The sequence below is a fragment of the Paenibacillus sp. SC116 genome (assembly GCF_024733555.1).
Taxonomy (GTDB): domain Bacteria; phylum Bacillota; class Bacilli; order Paenibacillales; family Paenibacillaceae; genus Paenibacillus_B.
The window spans coordinates 195,585-214,374 of sequence record NZ_JANIOF010000007.1 but is presented as its reverse complement, the minus strand read 5'-3'; the positions used below and the strand labels follow the sequence as shown (position 1 = coordinate 214,374).

The 18,790-nt window shown below is 47.1% G+C and carries 17 protein-coding genes; 16 read left to right on the top strand and 1 reads right to left on the bottom strand.

Annotated features, from left to right (window positions below; translation table 11 throughout):
* The first annotated feature begins 132 nt into the window (after nt 1-132).
* The 13 genes from purS (at nt 133) to NQ117_RS22300 (ending at nt 15,223) form a co-directional block, all read left to right on the top strand.
* The gene (gene purS / locus NQ117_RS22360) at nt 133-378 is read left to right on the top strand and encodes a phosphoribosylformylglycinamidine synthase subunit PurS (RefSeq protein ID WP_258280225.1); all 246 of its coding nucleotides are present in this window, start codon (nt 133-135) and stop codon (nt 376-378) included.
* Nucleotides 379-381: 3 nt separating this feature from the next.
* A complete protein-coding gene (purQ, locus tag NQ117_RS22355) occupies nt 382-1,068 on the top strand; it encodes a phosphoribosylformylglycinamidine synthase subunit PurQ (protein ID WP_258280224.1) in 687 nt (228 codons plus the stop codon).
* A 28-nt stretch (nt 1,069-1,096) separates the two neighbouring features.
* The gene (gene purL, locus NQ117_RS22350; RefSeq protein ID WP_258280248.1) at nt 1,097-3,346 is read left to right on the top strand and encodes a phosphoribosylformylglycinamidine synthase subunit PurL; all 2,250 of its coding nucleotides are present in this window, start codon (nt 1,097-1,099) and stop codon (nt 3,344-3,346) included.
* Between the two features lie 125 nt (nt 3,347-3,471).
* Entirely contained in the window at nt 3,472-4,923 is a 1,452-nt protein-coding gene (purF, locus tag NQ117_RS22345) for an amidophosphoribosyltransferase (protein ID WP_258280247.1), read from the top strand.
* Nucleotides 4,924-5,204: 281 nt separating this feature from the next.
* On the top strand, nt 5,205-6,251 hold the full coding sequence (gene purM, locus NQ117_RS22340) for a phosphoribosylformylglycinamidine cyclo-ligase (RefSeq protein WP_258280223.1): 1,047 nt from the start codon (nt 5,205-5,207) through the stop codon (nt 6,249-6,251).
* 131 nt (nt 6,252-6,382) lie between these two features.
* Nucleotides 6,383-6,985, top strand: coding sequence for a phosphoribosylglycinamide formyltransferase (purN, locus tag NQ117_RS22335; protein WP_258280246.1), 603 nt, complete (start codon nt 6,383-6,385; stop codon nt 6,983-6,985).
* 281 nt (nt 6,986-7,266) lie between these two features.
* Complete coding sequence (gene purH, locus NQ117_RS22330; RefSeq protein WP_258280222.1) at nt 7,267-8,814, top strand: bifunctional phosphoribosylaminoimidazolecarboxamide formyltransferase/IMP cyclohydrolase; 1,548 nt, start codon at nt 7,267-7,269, stop codon at nt 8,812-8,814.
* A 47-nt stretch (nt 8,815-8,861) separates the two neighbouring features.
* Nucleotides 8,862-10,145 carry a phosphoribosylamine--glycine ligase gene (purD, locus tag NQ117_RS22325; protein ID WP_258280221.1) on the top strand — a complete coding sequence of 428 codons (1,284 nt, stop codon included), beginning with the start codon at nt 8,862-8,864 and terminating at the stop codon, nt 10,143-10,145.
* A 282-nt stretch (nt 10,146-10,427) separates the two neighbouring features.
* Nucleotides 10,428-10,787 carry a hypothetical protein gene (locus NQ117_RS22320; RefSeq protein ID WP_258280220.1) on the top strand — a complete coding sequence of 120 codons (360 nt, stop codon included), beginning with the start codon at nt 10,428-10,430 and terminating at the stop codon, nt 10,785-10,787.
* 290 nt (nt 10,788-11,077) lie between these two features.
* Nucleotides 11,078-11,920, top strand: coding sequence for an alpha/beta hydrolase family protein (locus NQ117_RS22315; RefSeq protein WP_258280219.1), 843 nt, complete (start codon nt 11,078-11,080; stop codon nt 11,918-11,920).
* Nucleotides 11,921-12,164: 244 nt separating this feature from the next.
* Nucleotides 12,165-13,283, top strand: coding sequence for a DUF3048 domain-containing protein (locus NQ117_RS22310; protein ID WP_258280218.1), 1,119 nt, complete (start codon nt 12,165-12,167; stop codon nt 13,281-13,283).
* A 221-nt stretch (nt 13,284-13,504) separates the two neighbouring features.
* On the top strand, nt 13,505-14,116 hold the full coding sequence (locus tag NQ117_RS22305) for a DUF47 domain-containing protein (RefSeq protein WP_258280217.1): 612 nt from the start codon (nt 13,505-13,507) through the stop codon (nt 14,114-14,116).
* A gap of 96 nt (nt 14,117-14,212) precedes the next feature.
* On the top strand, nt 14,213-15,223 hold the full coding sequence (locus NQ117_RS22300; protein ID WP_258280245.1) for an inorganic phosphate transporter: 1,011 nt from the start codon (nt 14,213-14,215) through the stop codon (nt 15,221-15,223).
* Between the two features lie 139 nt (nt 15,224-15,362).
* Here the strand turns inward: NQ117_RS22300 and NQ117_RS22295 are convergent, their stop codons facing one another.
* The gene (locus NQ117_RS22295; RefSeq protein WP_258280216.1) at nt 15,363-16,058 is read right to left on the bottom strand and encodes a hypothetical protein; all 696 of its coding nucleotides are present in this window, start codon (nt 16,056-16,058) and stop codon (nt 15,363-15,365) included.
* A 252-nt stretch (nt 16,059-16,310) separates the two neighbouring features.
* Between NQ117_RS22295 and NQ117_RS22290 the strand changes: the two genes are divergently transcribed.
* The 3 genes from NQ117_RS22290 to NQ117_RS22280 all read left to right on the top strand — a co-directional run bounded on the left by NQ117_RS22290 (nt 16,311) and on the right by NQ117_RS22280 (nt 18,508).
* Nucleotides 16,311-16,601, top strand: a complete 291-nt coding sequence (locus tag NQ117_RS22290) for a YerC/YecD family TrpR-related protein (RefSeq protein ID WP_258280215.1) — start codon at nt 16,311-16,313, stop codon at nt 16,599-16,601.
* 3 nt (nt 16,602-16,604) lie between these two features.
* Nucleotides 16,605-17,534: a CbiX/SirB N-terminal domain-containing protein gene (locus NQ117_RS22285; RefSeq protein WP_258280214.1), complete on the top strand. Its 930-nt coding sequence runs from the start codon at nt 16,605-16,607 to the stop codon at nt 17,532-17,534.
* 62 nt (nt 17,535-17,596) lie between these two features.
* The gene (locus NQ117_RS22280; protein WP_258280213.1) at nt 17,597-18,508 is read left to right on the top strand and encodes a diacylglycerol kinase; all 912 of its coding nucleotides are present in this window, start codon (nt 17,597-17,599) and stop codon (nt 18,506-18,508) included.
* Nucleotides 18,509-18,790 lie beyond the last annotated feature (282 nt).

The window sequence follows — 18,790 nt, the reverse complement described above, 5'->3', positions numbered from 1 at the left end:
CAAGATCCATAGTCTCATTTCATTTTCATAGCAAGCCTCTCATCACGACTTACATCAAGAGCATGTCCAGACGGCTGTTGGCCGTTGATCAATCCACAATTTCTAGACTCATTCTGGGGAGGAAACCTACTGATGTTCAAAGCAAAGGTGTATGTCACTACGAAAGCAAATGTACTTGATCCGCAAGGAGCTGCTGTGCAGCAAGCACTTCATACGATGGGCTATACAGCCGTGGATGATGTACGTATCGGCAAATACATGGAACTTTCTTTTGATACGACGGACCGTGCACAAGCAGAAGCGGACTTGGAGCAATTGTGCAAGCAGCTGCTCGCTAATCCGGTAGTTGAAGATTATCGTTATGAGCTGGAGGATTGAGCGATGAAGGTAGCGGTACTTGTATTTCCAGGCTCGAACTGCGATTGGGACTGCGTACATGCAGCAGAACAGACCATTGAGGGAGCCGTTGTCGATCGCGTATGGCATACGACAGATACATTGGAAGGCTATGATCTCATCATGATTCCAGGCGGATTCTCTTACGGAGATTACTTGCGCAGCGGAGCTATCGCTCGCTTTGCTCCAGTTATGCAGGCGGTTGCGAAAGCGGCTGCAGAGGGAGTTTACGTATTAGGCATTTGCAATGGATTCCAAATACTGACTGAAGCGGGATTACTACCTGGAGCTTTGCGCCGCAATACAGGCTTGAAGTTCCGTTGTCATTCGTCACAATTGCACGTAGCCAATGCGGAGACTGCATTTACGTCAGGCTATGCAGCTGGCGAAGTTATCGACATTCCGATTGCGCATGGCGAAGGCAATTACTACTGTGATGAAGCTGTGCTGGAACAACTGAAGGCACGCAATCAAATTGTGTTTACGTATACCGATAATCCGAATGGATCGGTTGCAGATATAGCAGGCGTCATCAATGAGCAGGGCAATGTGCTTGGCATGATGCCGCACCCAGAGCGAGCGGTGAACAGTCTGCTCCGCAATGAAGATGGCATTCGTCTATTTACATCCATTATGAAGGCTTGGAGGGAACGTCATGCAATCGTTGGCTAAGACAAAAGCGGAGCAACAATCGATGGAGATGGCAAAGGCCGTCATAGCAAAAGAGCCAACCCCGGAGCAGATAGCTGAGGAACGTATCTATGCCACGATGGGTGTATCGGACAGTGAGTATGAAATTATTTGTAACTTGCTCGGCGGCCGCAAGCCGAATTATACCGAGATTGGTGTATTCAGCGTTATGTGGTCGGAGCATTGTGCATACAAGAACTCCAAACCTTTGTTAAGACGTTTTCCAACGACAGGTGAGCGCGTATTGGTTGGCCCAGGTGAAGGTGCAGGTATCGTTGATATCGGTGATGGGCAAGCCGTGTGCTTCAAAATAGAAAGCCACAATCATCCATCTGCTATCGAGCCTTTCCAAGGGGCTGCGACGGGTGTAGGCGGTATTTTACGTGACATCTTCTCGATGGGTGCCCGCCCTGTTGCATTGTTGAACTCATTGCGTTTCGGTCAGCTTAGCGATGATCGTGTTCGTTATTTGTTTGAACATGTAGTGGAAGGTATCGCAGGCTATGGTAACTGCATGGGTATTCCAACGGTTGGCGGAGAAGTGATGTTTGATGCTAGCTATGAAGGCAATCCGCTGGTGAATGCAATGTGCGTTGGACTTATTGACCATAAAGATATTCAGAGCGGTGTGGCAAAAGGAATCGGCAACCCTGTTTATTATGTTGGTCCGCCAACAGGACGCGACGGTATTCATGGTGCTACTTTTGCTTCGGAAGAGCTGACAGAGGAGTCTGAGGCAAAGCGTCCAGCAGTACAGGTTGGAGATCCATTCATGGAGAAGCTCGTGATGGAATCTTGTCTGGAGCTCATTAAGTCAGGAATCGTCATCGGTATTCAAGATATGGGTGCAGCAGGACTTACTTGCTCCAGTGCAGAGATGGCGAGCAAAGCAGGCAACGGACTTGAATTGAACTTGGATGAAGTACCACAGCGTGAGCGCGGTATGACTCCATATGAAATGATGCTCTCCGAATCACAAGAACGGATGTTGTTTGTCATCGAAGAAGGAAATGAACCAATTGCGATGGAGATATTCAATCGTTGGGGTGTCATTTGCCGCAAAGTAGGCCGTGTAACGGATGATGGACGTCTTCGTCTTTTATTTGACGGAGAAGTTGTAGCTGATATGCCAGTTATAGGCTTGGTCGATGATTGTCCCGTTTACGATAAGCCAGCAACAGAACCTGCTTATTATCAGGCTAATGCATTAGTAGATACAACGAACTATCCAGCTGCTGCTGACTTGAATGATGCATTGCTTCGCGTTCTCGGATCGCCAACGGTGGCGAGCAAGGAATGGGTATACAGCCAGTACGATCATATGGTTGGTACAAATACATCGGTATCGCCTGGGTCTGATGCGGCAGTTGTACTCGTACGTGGTACACGAAAAGCGTTAGCAATGACGACAGATTGCAACGGACGATATGTATATCTTGATCCAAATGTAGGCGGAAAGATCGCAGTGGCAGAAGCAGCACGCAACATTGTTTGCTCGGGTGCAGAACCGCTTGCGATTACAGATAACTTGAACTTCGGAAGCCCAGAAAAGCCAGATAACTTCTGGCAAATGCAGCAGTCTGTAGATGGTATGGCTGAAGCGTGTCGCGAACTTCAAACACCTGTTATCGGCGGTAATGTCAGCTTGTATAACGAAAATGCTAAAGGTGCCATTTATCCAACTCCTGTAGTCGGCATGGTTGGTCTCGTTCATGATGTCGATCATATTACGACACAAGGATTCAAGCAGGAAGGAGATATCGTCTTGCTGCTCGGCGCAACGAAAGCAGAGCTAGGCGGCAGCGAGTTCCAACTTGTTATGCATGGTGTGACAGAAGGTCGCCCACCTGCAATTGATCTTGAAGTAGAGAGCCGCTTGCAGCGTGCGGTGCTGGAATCCATCCAGCAAGGATACGTCCAATCGGCACATGACTTGTCTGAGGGTGGTTTGGCGGCAGCTTATGCAGAATGCTGTATTAGCGGTCGCATCGGTGCCACTGGCGATGCAATAGTGGAAGGTTTGCGTGCTGATATTGCTCTATTTAGCGAATCTCAGTCTCGTGTCTTGCTTTCGATTCGTCCTGCACATGTGGAAGTCGTTAAGGAAGTATGTGCTAAATATGAAGTGGCTGTACAGCAGCTTGGCGTTGTCGGTGGAGACCGTATTCAGTTGAAGGTGAACGGGGAAACGGCAATTGATGTGAAACGTGAAGAAGCGGAGCGTGCATGGAAGGATGCAATCCCATGTCTGATGCGATAATTCGTCAGCAGTCAGACGGAAAGGAAGTCCAGATGTCTGGGAGTCATATTCAAAATCAGAGTCAGGTAAACGAGCAGCAGCTTTCTGCTGCATCTGAGATAGAACGCGCATATGGCTTCACTCAAATGGAAGCAAGCGGATCGTACTTTAACGAAGGCGGCGGTCAGGATGGTCCATTTGATCGTCTGCGTGAAGAGTGCGGCGTATTCGGTGTATTTGGTTATTCGGAGGCCGCTTCGCTTACGTATTACGGGCTTCATACTTTGCAGCATCGTGGGGAAGAGAGTGCGGGGATATGTACGTCTGACGGTCAGACATTCCGCTATCACCGCGGAATGGGGCTCGTAAAAGAAGTGTTCGATAAAGATCGCCTTGCTAGTTTGGAAGGTGATCGTGCCATCGGGCATGTGCGGTACTCCACATCTGGCGATAGCAGGCTTGCCAATGCACAGCCGCTTGTATTTAAGACGCGGGACGGCGACCTTTCTGTAGCGACGAATGGCAATATCGTGAATGCGCCAATGATTCGTAGAGAATTGGAGCAGAAGGGTTCTATCTTCCAGACGACGAGCGATACGGAGGTTATCGCGCATCTTATCGCTCGTTCGGAGTTGGATTTTGTTACGGCAGCGAAAGATGCATTGCGTCAACTGGTAGGCGGCTTCGCTTTCTTGATTATGACGAACGACAAACTGCTTGTTGCTTCGGATACGTACGGACTCCGTCCAGTTGTGATGGGACGCCTCGGAGATGCTTGGGTATTCTCTTCTGAATCCTGTGCCTTGGATGCGATTGGAGCCGAATTTGTTCGTGCGGTGGAGCCTGGCGAAATGCTCGTTTTCGATGCTTTGGGCTATCGTTCAGAGCGCTTTGCGCCTGTAGCGAAGCGGGCATTATGCTCGATGGAATTCATTTATTTCTCTCGTCCTGATAGTCAATTGTACGATGTTAATTTGCATACAGCTCGCAAGCGGATGGGTATGCGATTGGCAGAGGAGTTTCCGATTGAGGCTGATCTCGTATCGGGTGTGCCGGATTCAAGTATATCAGCGGCAATTGGGTATGCAGAGAAAGCTGGCATCCCGTATGAGATGGGCATGATTAAGAACAAATATAGCGGTCGAACTTTCATTCAACCGAGCCAAGAGCTTCGTGAGCAAGGTGTGAAAATGAAGCTGAGCGCAGTACGCAGCGTAGTAGAGGGCAAGCGAGTCGTGCTAATCGACGACTCGATCGTACGCGGTACTACTTCCCGCCGCATTGTGAAGATGCTGCGTGATGCAGGCGCGTTGGAGGTTCATTTACGGATTGCATCGCCTCCGTTCAAAAATCCTTGCTTCTACGGCATAGATACGCCGACAAGCGACGATCTTATCGCATTTACGCACACAGTGGAGCAAATATGCGAATTGACGGGTGCGGACTCATTAGCATTTTTGTCCCAGCCCGGCATGATTGAAGCGATCGGCGGCGCATTTGCTAAGGAAGCTAGCGGAGGATTATGTCTCGCTTGCTTTGATAAGGAATATCCAACGCCTATCGGTGTATCAGCAAAGATGTCTAGCTGCGGATGCTAGCAGCTTGCTGCTGAGAGGATCACGCAGCAAGTTGCAGGGCGTAAAACATACGAATTTGAAGTGTGAAGTTAAAGCGTGTAAATCGCTATAAGGGACCGCAATACAAGTAGATTTGAATGATTTCAAATATTTGAACTTGTAAGTTCAATTGCACAACGAAAAGGGGCAGAATCTTATTGAAGAAACGACAGTGATCGGAAATAAGTTCTGCCCCTAAACGATAAGCCAATGAAGCTTTCCGTTCGATTTTATATCTTTTACTCATGAAGAGGAGAGAAACCATGTCTGAAGCATACAAGCAAGCAGGGGTTGATATAGCAGCTGGCAATGAAGCAGTTGAGCGCATGAAGAAACATGTGCGTCGCACGTTCCGACCAGAAGTATTGACGGACGTGGGTGGTTTCGGCGCATTGTTCCAACTGAATGCGAAGCAATACGAGGAGCCAGTGCTCGTCTCTGGAACAGATGGGGTTGGAACGAAATTGATGCTGGCTTTTGCAGCGGATAAGCACGATACGATTGGAATTGATGCGGTAGCGATGTGTGTAAATGATATCGTCGTGCAGGGCGCTGAGCCGCTCTTCTTCCTTGATTATCTTGCTTGCGGCAAAGTGGAACCAGCGAAGATCGAGAGCATAGTTAGCGGTGTAGCGGAAGGCTGTGCGCAAGCAGGCTGCTCGCTGATTGGCGGAGAGACAGCGGAAATGCCCGGCATGTATAGCGATGAGGAATATGACATTGCTGGTTTCAGTGTCGGAGTTGTAGACAAGAAAAATGTCATTACAGGTGCTGATATTCAAGCTGGTGATGTTGTGCTTGGTCTTTCGTCGAACGGATTGCACAGCAATGGTTTTTCACTCGTGCGCAAGCTGCTGTTGGAGAAGGCTGGCTATTCGCTTCAGGCTGCTATGCCGGAGCTCGAGACAGAACAGACACTGGGCGAAGTTTTGCTGACACCGACGCGTATCTACGTGAAGCCGCTTTTGGCGCTTATGGAGAGCGTGAAAGTGAAAGGGTTGGCGCATATTACCGGTGGCGGTTTCTTGGAAAATATTCCGCGTGTGCTGCCTGATCATGTTGATGTTGAGATTGAAGCAGGTTCATGGCCTGTACATCCGATATTCCAGCTGTTAGAGCGTGAGGGCAATTTAACAGCAGAAGAATTGTACATGACGTTTAATATGGGTATCGGTATGGTTGTCATCGTAGCTGAGTCTGATGCAGCACGTGCGATAGAGTTGCTGGAAGCGAACGGAGAATCCGTATACCAGATTGGTACGGTACGTGAAGGTGCTCGGAAAGTGCGCATTCCTGAATTAGGTTTATGAGTTTAAAGGGGTTGCAAGGTGTGAATGGGACGGATAAGAACGGTGCGGGGCAAGTTAGAGTTGTAAATGGATCGGTACAAAATGAGAAGCATAGGGAACAACAGGTTCCTCATGAGGAACAAGGAGAGAGCATGGAACGTCGTCCGAGAATTGCTGTGTTTGCATCTGGATCAGGTTCTAACTTTCAAGCTCTAGTTGATGCTTTTCAAGCGAAGCCAGCGCAATATGGGGGCGATATTGCGCTGCTCGTGTGCGATAGGCCGCAAGCTTATGTTGTGAAGCGTGCCGAGGATGCGGGGGTACCTGCGGCTTGCTTTACACCCAAAGCTTATGCGAGTCGAGAACAGTATGAGGAAGACGTATTGCTGAAGCTGCGTGAAGAGCGGATTGATTGGATTGTGCTGGCTGGGTATATGCGTCTTGTAACACCTGTGCTGCTGAGTGCTTACGGTGGTCGAATGATTAATGTCCATCCTTCTCTGCTGCCTGCATTCCCAGGTTTGAATGCGGTGAAGCAAGCGCTCGACTATGGGGTGCGTGTGACTGGGATTACTGTACATCTCGTCGATGAAGGGATGGACACAGGGCCGATATTGGCGCAGCAAGTTGTCCTCGTCGAGGAGAATGATACCGAGGAGACGTTAGCTGCTCGCATTCATGCTGCTGAACACGAGCTGTATCCTAGTGTTGTGGCTGAAGTGGTAGCGGGGAAATTAAGTCCAAGTAGAGTGTAGTCATGTAGTGGCGATGTAGTTTAGCATTTTAGGAAACTAGGAAACTAGGAAACTAGGAAACTAGGAAACTAGGAAACTAGGAAACTAGGAAACTAGGAAACTAGGAAACTAAAAGCTAAAGGCTAAAGTAAGAACGCTATCGAGCTATAGGTTGCTATTTTACAGACAGAGATTCATATAGAAATAATTCTAGCTTTTAAAAGTAGATATAGCATGTTAACGGATATGGCATGTAAAATGATAGAAAATCTCAATCTAGTTATCATGGAGGAGAGAAAGTAATGTCGATTAAGAGAGCGCTTATAAGTGTATCAGATAAATCTGGTGTGGTAGAGTTTGCGCGTGCGTTGGCAGACGCAGGTGTAGAAATCATTTCGACAGGCGGCACAAAAACGTTGTTGGAGCAGTCTCAAGTACCTGTTATCGGCATTTCAGAAGTGACAGGCTTCCCTGAAATAATGGATGGGCGAGTGAAGACGCTGCATCCTGCGGTGCACAGCGGATTGCTTGCAGTACGTGACAATGCTGAGCATCAGGCGCAAATGCAGGAGTTGGGGCTTTCTTATATCGACCTAGTTGTCGTGAATTTGTATCCTTTCCAAGAAACGATTGAGAAACCAGATGTAACGTATGAAGATGCGATCGAGAACATCGATATCGGTGGTCCGACGATGCTTCGCTCTGCGGCAAAGAACCATGCCTTCGTAACGGTCGTGGTGGATGCGGCAGATTATGGCCAAGTCATTAGTGAACTTCAAGCAGGTGGCGACACAACGCTTGAAACACGCAAGCGCTTGGCGGCGAAGGTATTCCGTCATACAGCTTCGTATGACGCGCTCATCGCAGGCTATTTAACAGAACAAGTAGGCGAGACTTTCCCAGAACGTCTAACGGTAACTTATGAAAAATCTCAATCTCTTCGCTATGGTGAGAACCCGCATCAGCAGGCAGCCTTTTATCGTGCTCCATTAGCCGCGGTAGGTACACTGCCGACAGCTGAACAGCTTCACGGCAAAGAGTTGTCTTATAACAATATTCAAGATGCGAATGCGGCGATTGCGATCGTGGCTGAATTTGATGGGCCAGCTGTTGCGGCTGTTAAGCATATGAATCCTTGTGGAGTCGGTATTGGCGCTAGCATTTATGAAGCATATCGCAAAGCGTACGAATCTGATTCCACATCGATCTTTGGTGGCATTGTGGCAGCAAATCGTCCTATTGATAGTGATACAGCGCAAATGCTTAACGACATATTCCTTGAGATTGTAATCGCACCTGATTTTACAAATGAGGCGCTTGATATATTGAAGCAGAAAAAAAATCTTCGCTTACTTCGTACTGGTGTACAACCATCGCCAGAGGCACGTCGTGCAGCTTGGCAGTACACTTCCATCGCAGGCGGATTGCTTGTTCAAGAGACAGACGTTCATACGCTGCAAGCTGACAAGCTGCAGACGGTTACGAGTCGTGAAGCAACGGAGTCTGAGCTGGAACAGCTGCAATTCGGCTGGAATGTCGTGAAGCATGTGAAGTCTAATGCAATTGTACTTGTGAAGGACGGCATGACAGTAGGAATTGGCGCAGGTCAAATGAACCGTGTTGGAGCGGCGAAAATTGCAATTGAGCAAGCGGGAGAGAAGGCGCGCGGCGCAATCCTTGCTTCTGACGCCTTTTTCCCGATGGGAGACACGCTTGAGTTGGCTGCGAAAGCAGGCATTTCAGCGGTAATTCAGCCTGGCGGCTCGATTCGTGATGAGGAGTCGATCCAAGTAGCAAATGACTACGGAATAGCTATGGTATTAACGGGCGTACGTCATTTTAAACATTAAGGGATTGAACGTTACGTTAGGGCTCGATTAAAGGCGGAGGTGTCGACGTGAGAGTATTGGTTATCGGCAGCGGTGGGCGTGAACATACGTTAGTATGGTCTTTGCTGCAAAGCGATCAAGTTAGAGAGGTTATCTGTGCACCTGGAAATGCGGGCATAGCAGAGATGGCTGAGTGCGTGGACATCGCTGTGAGCAACTTTGAAGGAATAGCGGAATATGCACTGGAAACCGGAGTGGACCTAGTCGTTGTGGGACCGGACGATCCGCTAGCTGAAGGCATTACAGATGTGTTGGAGAGTCATGGCTTGCGTGTGTTCGGACCGAATAAGGCAGCAGCAGAGATTGAGGGAAGTAAAGTATTTATGAAGCATTTGCTCCGCAAATACGAAATTCCAACAGCGGCTTATGAAACGTTTGACGATGTTAATGAAGCGTTGGCTTATGTACATCAACAAGCGCTGCCGATTGTCATCAAAGCAGATGGTTTGGCCGCTGGTAAAGGCGTCATCATTGCACAAACGATGCTAGAAGCAGAGCAAACGCTGCAAGATATGATGGTCGGCGGAAAATTTGGTGCATCGGGCAGTCGAATCGTCATTGAGGAGTTCATGCAGGGACAGGAAATGTCAATCTTGGCTTTCGTAGATGGTGAAACGGTGCGCGCTTGCGTGCCTGCACAGGATCATAAGCCGATTTTCGATGGTGATCGTGGACCAAATACAGGAGGCATGGGGACGTACAGTCCTTTACCACATATTGCGGATAGCATTGTAGAGGAAGCCATTCGCACGATTATCGAACCAACTGCTAAGGCGATGGTTTCAGAAGGCCGTCCTTTCAAAGGAATCTTATTCGCAGGCCTTATGATTACGCCGCAGGGCAAGCCCAAGGTTGTGGAATTCAATGCTCGCTTCGGTGATCCAGAGGCACAGGTCGTTCTGCCTCGCTTGAAAACGGACTTGCTGACTGTTTTTAATGCAATTGTTGACGGGACGTTACATCAAGTTGAGTTGGAGTGGGATAACGAAGCTGCTGTTTGTGTAATCGTTGCAGCTGAAGATTATCCGAATACACCGCGCAAGGGCGATGTCATTTCTGGATTAGAGGAAGCTGCACAACATGCGCTTGTCTTCCATGCAGGCACGAAACGTAATGATGAAGGCCAGTTTGTGACGAATGGCGGTCGTGTACTTGGTATTGTGGGACGTGGCACAGATGTCCGTGCTGCGCAGCAAGCTGCTTATGAAGCGGTGAAGGCAGTATCATTTCAAGGCATGCAGTACCGAAAAGATATTGCGGAGAAGTCGTTAAACGGTGTTGTAATAGGGTAATGGATGATTAAATAACTGCATAAATGTATTAATCTAAACGAGAAGCTGTTTCTCTCTATTGCCATTATGGAATGAGGGAGATAGCTTCTTTTGCTTTGTAGCTTATGGCAAATTTGTGTCAACGAGTGAAAACTTACCCATCTCTTGTGGCATAAAGACGAATAGCGGCAGCATAACCATCTCATACTAAGCCTATTCTAACGACAGGCATACGCATATTCCTAACCATCATCATATGGTTAAACAATGGAAATGTGGATAAACAAGTGGAGGGGACTTCGTATGACTAACTATGGACATGACAACTACGATCAAGATGGCTGGGCGTTAACTCAGCAGTTTTTATCAGAGGAAAACTTGCGAGGTTCCGATGAGGCAGAGCGTTATAAGTCTTTCTTGCAAAATGAGCCTGGTCAGGCGCTTAGCATCGATACAGAAGGGGCAGCGGGTTCTTCCATGACTAATGTTTCTGCTTCGTCCAGTGCAGGTCAGCAAGCTGCTTTATCTACTTCTGGTGAGCATGCACCTAAGTTCGGTGCAGCTGAGCCCGTGTCGTCTGACGTATCATCAGAAGATGGTTGGCAGGCAGGGGCACAGGAAACCCAGCATATGCTGAATTGGTTTTATGGGATGCATGACTAGGTTCCTGAGTACTGGCACACCACATGAGGACGTAAATAGCAGCAGCTGATGCAGATAAAATAGATGTAGTAAGGGACAGTAGTACAAAGAAGCCGCACTTTCTAATTTGAAGGTGCGGCTTTTTGAGTATTTCTACTGATGGAGTACGTGGGTTTATGTGTTGTAGTAGGGAGTTAACTTATGGAAATATGCTTATTGACACTGTTCATTTGAAATGATAAGATGCTTATAATCTAAATACAAGTAAATTAATCGGAATTATATGATATAGATGGAGGTTGGTGTGACGTATGGAGCGGGTAGTTGATTTGAAATGGAATCAGGAACGGATCGTCGCATCGATCCATTATCCAGAGAAGCGTGGACCGTATGAGGAACGATCAGATGAAGCTTCAAGTCGGCGGATACCTTTGACGGTTATATGCCATGGCTTTATCGGCAGTAGGATCGGTATCGATCGGTTGTTCGTGAATGCGGCGCGACGCTTGGCTAATGAAGGGCATATTGTTGTACGCTTCGACTATGCAGGCTGCGGAGAGAGCACAGGAACATACGGTGATCTCGGTATCGATGCGATGATCGAACAGACACAGGCGGTACTTGATTATGCATTGGCCTGCGGCGATGTGGACCCACAGCGCGTGACGCTGCTCGGACATAGTCTGGGCGGAGCAGTTGCCTTGCTTACAGCGGTGCGTGACCAACGGGTAAAGCGCCTTGTACTCTGGTCTCCTGTTGCCTATCCGTTCAATGATATTGTCAACATTATTGGCCGCGCTCGGTACGATGAATCCATTAAGCGTGGAGAGACCGACTATGCGGGCTATTCGTTTACACCTAAATATTTTGATACACTTGGCAAACACCAACCGTTTCAAGAAGCAGCTAGGTTTGCAGGAGATGTGCTGCTAATTCACGGAACATCCGATGATGTCATTCCTGCGGACTACAGTTTCTTGTACCAGAAAATTTTCTGGATGCGCAGTGACGGGCAATGTGACAAGGAGATTGTGTTCCAAGCTGACCACACGTATTCGACGGGAGAGCATCGCAGTGTAGTATTTGAACGTACGGTGGAATGGTTGAATCAGTGGGAACAGCGCCAGAAGCATTGGGCACATTGGAGTATTTAAAGATAGGCTACGTAGATATAAAGTGGCTAATTTAATGACGATGAGCGTAATTTGTGAGCATATATTATTTGAGTATGGACTTCAGCTTAAATAACAGCATTGTATTACCTGTAGTGAGCAATTCTCTGACGACGAGACGAGGATTGCTCTTCTTGTTGTTCGTAGACAACACCCTACTTTTCCTCCATAATTAGGCATGAATAAGCTGGAAATGTTCGACAGTATAAACATGGAGGTGTCACATATGGCTGCACCAGCACCATTGTCTTATTTGTCTTCTTTTATACAGCGGAAGAGAGGATTGTTGCTCGCTTTATTTTGCTTCTCCCTACTATTAACTGCATGCAACAGCAAACCCACAGCAGAAGAAACAACACCAGTCGTTCCACCACAAGTTGTTGATCCTATACAAACGTCAGAAGAACCGCAAGAAGAGGCAGTGCTTGCACCTTTGACAGGCTTGGCCTGGGAAGCGGGAGAGCCAACCAAGCGTCCAATCGCCGTAATGATAAACAATCAGAAGCGAGCGCGTCCGCAATCTGGCCTGCAGCAGGCAGATATATTAGTTGAAGTACTGGCGGAAGGTGGTATAACAAGGCTAGTAGCGATTTATCACAGTGATAGTTCTTATACAGGCGAGATAGGACCGATTCGCAGCATTAGACCTTATCTGATAGACATTGGAGAGAGTTTCGGTGCTGCACTCATTCATGCGGGTGGAAGTCCAGATGGCTATCGTATTTTACAGCGGCAAAATAAAGATTATTTAGATGAGATAAGCAATGCAGGCCCTTATTTCTGGAGAGACAAGCAGCGTAGAGCTCCCCACAACTTATATACAAATGTAGACAAGATCGCTCAAGGCATGATGAAGAAAAAATATGAGATGACCGCAGATGTTCCGGCATTCTCCTTTATGAAGGGTAATGGTGCTGACAATACGAACGCTGCAATGAACGGTGAACCTGCAAAGCATTTGCGTGTTGCTTTTTCCAATCATTCTGAATTGGTTGAGTATCAATACGAGGAGCAAAGTGGACACTATATTCGATACATGGCAGGAGAGCCACATACAGATAAAATTAGCGGTGAACCGCTAAAGACTGCAAATATTATTGTTATGTATGCGAAACATCGAGTTCTAGATGATGTTGGGCGGCTTGAGGTTGACGTGCGAGCAGGCGGCCGAGCCGTTATCGTTCGGGATGGACAAGCGGTAAATGGTGAGTGGTTGCGATCAAACGAGGCTTTTGAATTCAAGGTCGATGGACGGACGGCTGATCTCAAGCCAGGGACAACTCATATGTTGATTATTTCTGATGACAAAACAAGTAAAGAACGTGCCGTGTGGAATGCACAATAAGAAAGTGGATTTAAAGCGATTTTCAGCCATTTTGCGGAAAAATGTCGATGAAACTGGCAGTTATTTCGGTGTATTATCAGTTATCTTCAATAAAATCGTCAAATTATGCGGAAATGACACTGATATTTCTTTACAAACCTCCTATAGTTTGTGATAAGATAACCTATGGTTTGACCAACAAAAACAACACATGCAATTTGATTGCAAAGGAGATTTCAGAAATGTTCAAGAAAAAGGACGTGTTTTTTGAAACGCTGCAAAATATGGCGGATACACTAGTACAGGCATCTGAGGTGTTTGTAAAAGGTGTAGAAACGATGGACAATGTGTCTGAGTTTGCAAAAAACATGAAAGAACTTGAAAGCAAATGTGATGTATTTACTCATACGATTTTGAAGGAGTTGAACAAAACGTTCATCACTCCTATCGAACGTGACGACATTATGGCTTTGACTACTGCGCTTGATGATGTACTAGACGGAATGGAAGCGTGTGCTTCTCGTTTTGACATGTACCAAGTGACAAAGCGTGATGAAATCTTCACCCTTTTTGCGGATGTGTTGAGACGCAGCACATATGAGATCCAAAAAGCAATTCGTTTGATGTCTCAAAAGAAGCTGTTGGCTATTCGTGAGCACAGCATCAAATTAAATGATCTTGAGAACGAAGGGGACGAGCTTCTTCGTCGCAGCATCAAGCAATTGTTCGCTACAATTACAGATCCAATCGAATTGATTAAGTATAAAGAAATCTATGAGCGTCTTGAAGAAACAACAGACAGCTGTGAAGACGTTGCACATATTCTTGAATCGATCGTAATGCGTAATTCCTAAGCGCCCTTAGCAGGTATTTTAAGGATTGAAGGAGGTCCGGGGATTGCGCGGGCAGCAGCTCGTTAGAGCTATGCTAAGCAATCGTTTAATATGACAATTGATATGGGTTTAATCGTGATTTCGTTCGTCATCTTCTTGGCTTTGGCGTTCGACTTCATCAACGGTTTCCACGATACAGCTAATGCTATTGCAACTTCTGTATCGACACGAGCGTTGACACCACGTCGAGCAATTATTTTGGCTTCGGTGATGAACTTTGTTGGTGCACTTGCGTTTACAGGTGTTGCGAAGACGATCGGCGGTAGTATCGCTGACCCTGCTCAGCTTGAGTTTGGGGTAGAAATCGTAGCAGCTGCACTTATTTCAGCAATCATTTGGAACTTGGTTACATGGTGGTTCGGTATTCCATCCTCGTCCTCCCACGCACTTATCGGTGCATTGGCAGGTGGCGTTTATGCGGGAGCAGGTATGGATGCACTGAATATGGCCGGGTTTAAAAATATCGTAATTGCGCTAATTGTTTCGCCAATTCTTGCCTTTGCCATCGGTTACATTATTATGACGATTTTGAAATGGATCTTTGGCAGACGCAGTCCGCACTCTGTTAATAAAGGCTTCCGTTCGATGCAAATCATTACAGCTGCATTCCAATCGTTTACGCATGGTACGAATGATGCGCAGAAAGCGATGGGTATCATCACGTTTGCACTTATCGCTGGCGGATTCCAATCTAGTGGTGATATGGAAATCCAAACGTGGGTTAAATTTTCTGCAGCGACTGCGATGGCATTAGGTACAGCTGTCGGTGGTTGGAAGATTATTAAGACGATGGGTACAAAGATCTTTAAAATTGAACCGATTAACGGCTTTGCGGCTGACTTCTCTGCTGCGTCCGTCATTATGGGTGCAACGTTTATAGGTCTTCCAGTAAGTACAACGCATGCGATCACATCTTCCATTCTCGGTGTAGGCTCTGCAAAGCGCTTCTCCGCTGTTAAATGGGGCGTGGCAGGACGAATCATTATTACATGGTTCATTACGATTCCGATCTGTGCGGGACTAGCGATACTTATCTTTAAATTGATCGACCTTATTTTCCTTCGCTAAGCTCGTTAGAGTGCGGCAGGTGTTAAAATAGTAATACAAAAAAGAACCTTCTAACCACATTTGTGGAGCAGAAGGTTCTTTTTGTACGTATAGATAAGATAAAGGGCCATGTGTATGGTATGTGGATGCGCATCTTCTATTAGAAGATTTGAGGTTGACTCTGTGTGGATTTTTGCCGACTAGATGCTTTAGCAGTTCCTTTTTTGGGGCGCTGGGCGTTCTGATTAGATGTTGGTTTTTTATTTGGACGACGTTTGTTTGCTGGTGGCTGCTTCTTTTTAGGTCGTTTTTTGGTCGGTGTGTAGAACATTTCTTCGTTGCCTTCATCCTTGTTCTTAGACTTGCCAGATGCAAATGATCCAACCAGTAGTTTGGCTACAGGGGCAATTTGTTGGAATCCTTGTACTACTTTCTGGACTTTTTGCATCGTGCTGACGAGTCCATCGATACCACCCATGCGATCGATAAAACCTTTAATATCGCCAATATTGAAGTTTGATTTCTTGGATGGCGTTGCTGTGTCAGCAGCTGCTACAGGTGTTACCGTTGCTTCAGGTGCTTGATACGGAACGACTTCGGTTGTAGGCGGTGTGATGGGGGCTGGATTGTTGTTCGGATGTGGTGTGAAACTTCTCGCTGATTGAACAGGTGCTGCAGGAGGGTAATTGTATGTCGACGGAGCAGGCTGGTTCCGTATGTTCGCTGGCGAGTAGCTAAATGAAGGCATTGTGTAAGCTGGCTGCGGCACTGCTGGCTGAGGTGGAGGCTGCATCGTTGGGATGTGAGGAATGCCTGGGATAGATGGCGATGCATACGGGGGCCGCGACTGATTCATTGGATCACCCTTTTCAAATGGAATTAGGGGTTGGCAAATGCCCCTGTTTGCTATACTGTATGTCGTAGGCGAACAACTCGTGTGGACGTTCGCCCGTGGGTGAACGCCCAACGTAATAAGTACGGTGAAATCTGGTCTGAACAGTTGCAGTAGTTCACTAACGCATAAAAACTTTACCGCTTGAAAAGGTAATCCAAAGGACGTACAATATTGGTAATGAAGTACATATTTTGTACACTAGGAGTGAACGATGTGCAACTGAAAAAGTTGAATGATAAATCGATCGAACAATTATTTGAATCGGTTCTTACGCTTAAATCTGTAGAAGAATGCTATATTTTCTTTGATGATCTATGCACAGTGAACGAAATTCAATCTCTTTCTCAGCGTCTTGAGGTTGCACGTATGCTTGGAAAAGGCAGCACGTATAACCAGATCGAAGCAGAGACAGGTGCAAGTACAGCGACGATTTCTCGCGTGAAACGCTGCCTGAACTATGGCAATGATGGATATAAGATGGCGTTGGATCGTCTGGGTAGATAAGGGATGCGAATCGGCTTATTAATCGTCAGCCACGGTTCGAAAGACAGTTCATGGGTTACACTGGTTGATGAAGCGATTGCAGGGGCACGATGGCCGGAAGGCTTGCCGGTCGCTTCTTCTTTTTTGGAGGGCGTTCCTGATCGGGGCATTCAAGATGGCATCGATCAGTTGGAAGCTCAAGGTGTTGATCACATTGGAGTCGTACCTTTATTTGTTTCATCTGGCAGCACGCATGTAGATGAGATCGCATATGCCCTTGGCGCTAAGTCCGAACCTTTGTGCGAGACAGACTTGGAGCCGTTTCGTACAAAGGCGCATATCATATATGGTCAACCTATTGACGATGATGACACGATGATCGCTATGGTAAGTGATCGATTACAAAGCCTAGGTGTAGTGGCACAGCGTGATACGGTACTGCTTGTGGCACACGGAAGTCCCCATATGCCATTTCAAACTTGGTGGCGGAAGGGCTTGGATAGCATTGCAGCTAGGCTTGTAGAGGAAGAGAGATGCATAAGTGCCGCGCATGCTCTGCTCTGCTGTGATTCGCTGCCTGATGCTGTGCAGCAAGTGTTGAGTAAGCTGGATTCTTCGAAGCTGAATGAGCAAGTAGAACAGCAAGTGGCAAACGATGAGGGGCATGAGCGAGCTGGAAGAGCTGTGGTAGCGGTAGTTCCTATCTTCCTTAGTAAAGGCTATTTTACGACTAAGGCTATACCTGAACGTCTTCAATTGCAGTCTACCTCTGTTCGTGTGAGTGCGTCTGCTGGTAGTGGTGATATTATGCCGCAATCATTGGTTACGGAATGGGAAGGGCGAATCCTTTATGACGGTGAGCCGCTGCTGCCGCATCCGGCATTGTCGATGTGGTTGGAGCAGGAAAGCCAGCGGGTATTAATCAGGCTAGAAGAGTCGCTATCTAATGAATAAATGAGCATTAGAGGTTGTGGAACGTATCGGTTCTGAATAGATTGTAAATGGGTGACGTGTGGATGGTTAAAAGAGCGAGGCTTATCTATAACCCAACGTCGGGACGCGAAGAAGGAAAGCGGCGGTTGGCTGATATTTTGCAGCGATTGGACGCAGGCGGTATTGAAACGACAACGCGTGCGACTGAAGGAGAAGGCGATGCCATTTCTAGTGCCGGTGAAGCGATAGATAACGGTTACGATATCATTATTGCTGCTGGTGGGGACGGAACGTTGAACGAGGTAATCAATGGTATGGCTGTCAAGGAGCATCGTCCGCCGCTTGGTATTATACCGCTCGGCACGACGAATGACTTTGCACGGGCATTAGGCATTCCTCGTCAATGGGAAGAAGCATGTGATCTGATTGTGCGTCAGCAGACGATGCCGATTGACGTTGGTCAGGCGAATGATAAGTATTTTATTAATATTGCTGGGGGAGGCTCACTTACGGAGCTCACGTATGAAGTACCCAGCAAGCTGAAGACGCTGATGGGTCAGTTGGCTTATTATGTGAAGGGGCTAGAGAAGGTAGCTCGATTAGCTCCTACTGAGCTTCATTTTAATATTGAAGGGCATGGACAGTTCAGCGGGGAGTTCATGCTGTTCTTGATTACGAATAGCAACTCGGTTGGCGGTTTCGAGAAACTGGCGCCAGATGCGGTCATTAACGATGGGCTGCTGGATATTTTGATGATGAAGAAATGCAACTTGGCGGAATTTTTGCGTATTGCTACGCTGGCATTGCGCGGAGAGCATTTGAATGATCCGCATATTGTTCATTTGCAATCGAAGCGCATTGAAGTGACGTCGCCTGACTATGTCCAGTTGAATCTGGATGGTGAATTGGGCGGAACGCTGCCTACCGTATTCCAGGTGCTGCCGAGTCATTTGCATATTTTCGCAGATCCGACGGGGACTTCGTCGTATCGATAGTAATGGATCGGACCGGTAATAGGATAGTGGGATGCGAATGAGATGAACTAGAGGTGAGGGCACGTCTACTTTTTTTGAAGTAGGCGTGTTTTTTTGTGGGCAGTTATAAGATGAAAGAATGTTGATGTCGATGTAGACGTCGATGCTGATGTCGCTGATGCAGCTGCGTGAGCATCAGCTTTTAATGACGTTGCTGTAATTGGTTCTTAGAATGGTGACTGTTGATGTTGTGTTTTTTGCTGTTGTAGATATCGTTCTTGATTTGTTTGATAAGCAATGGTT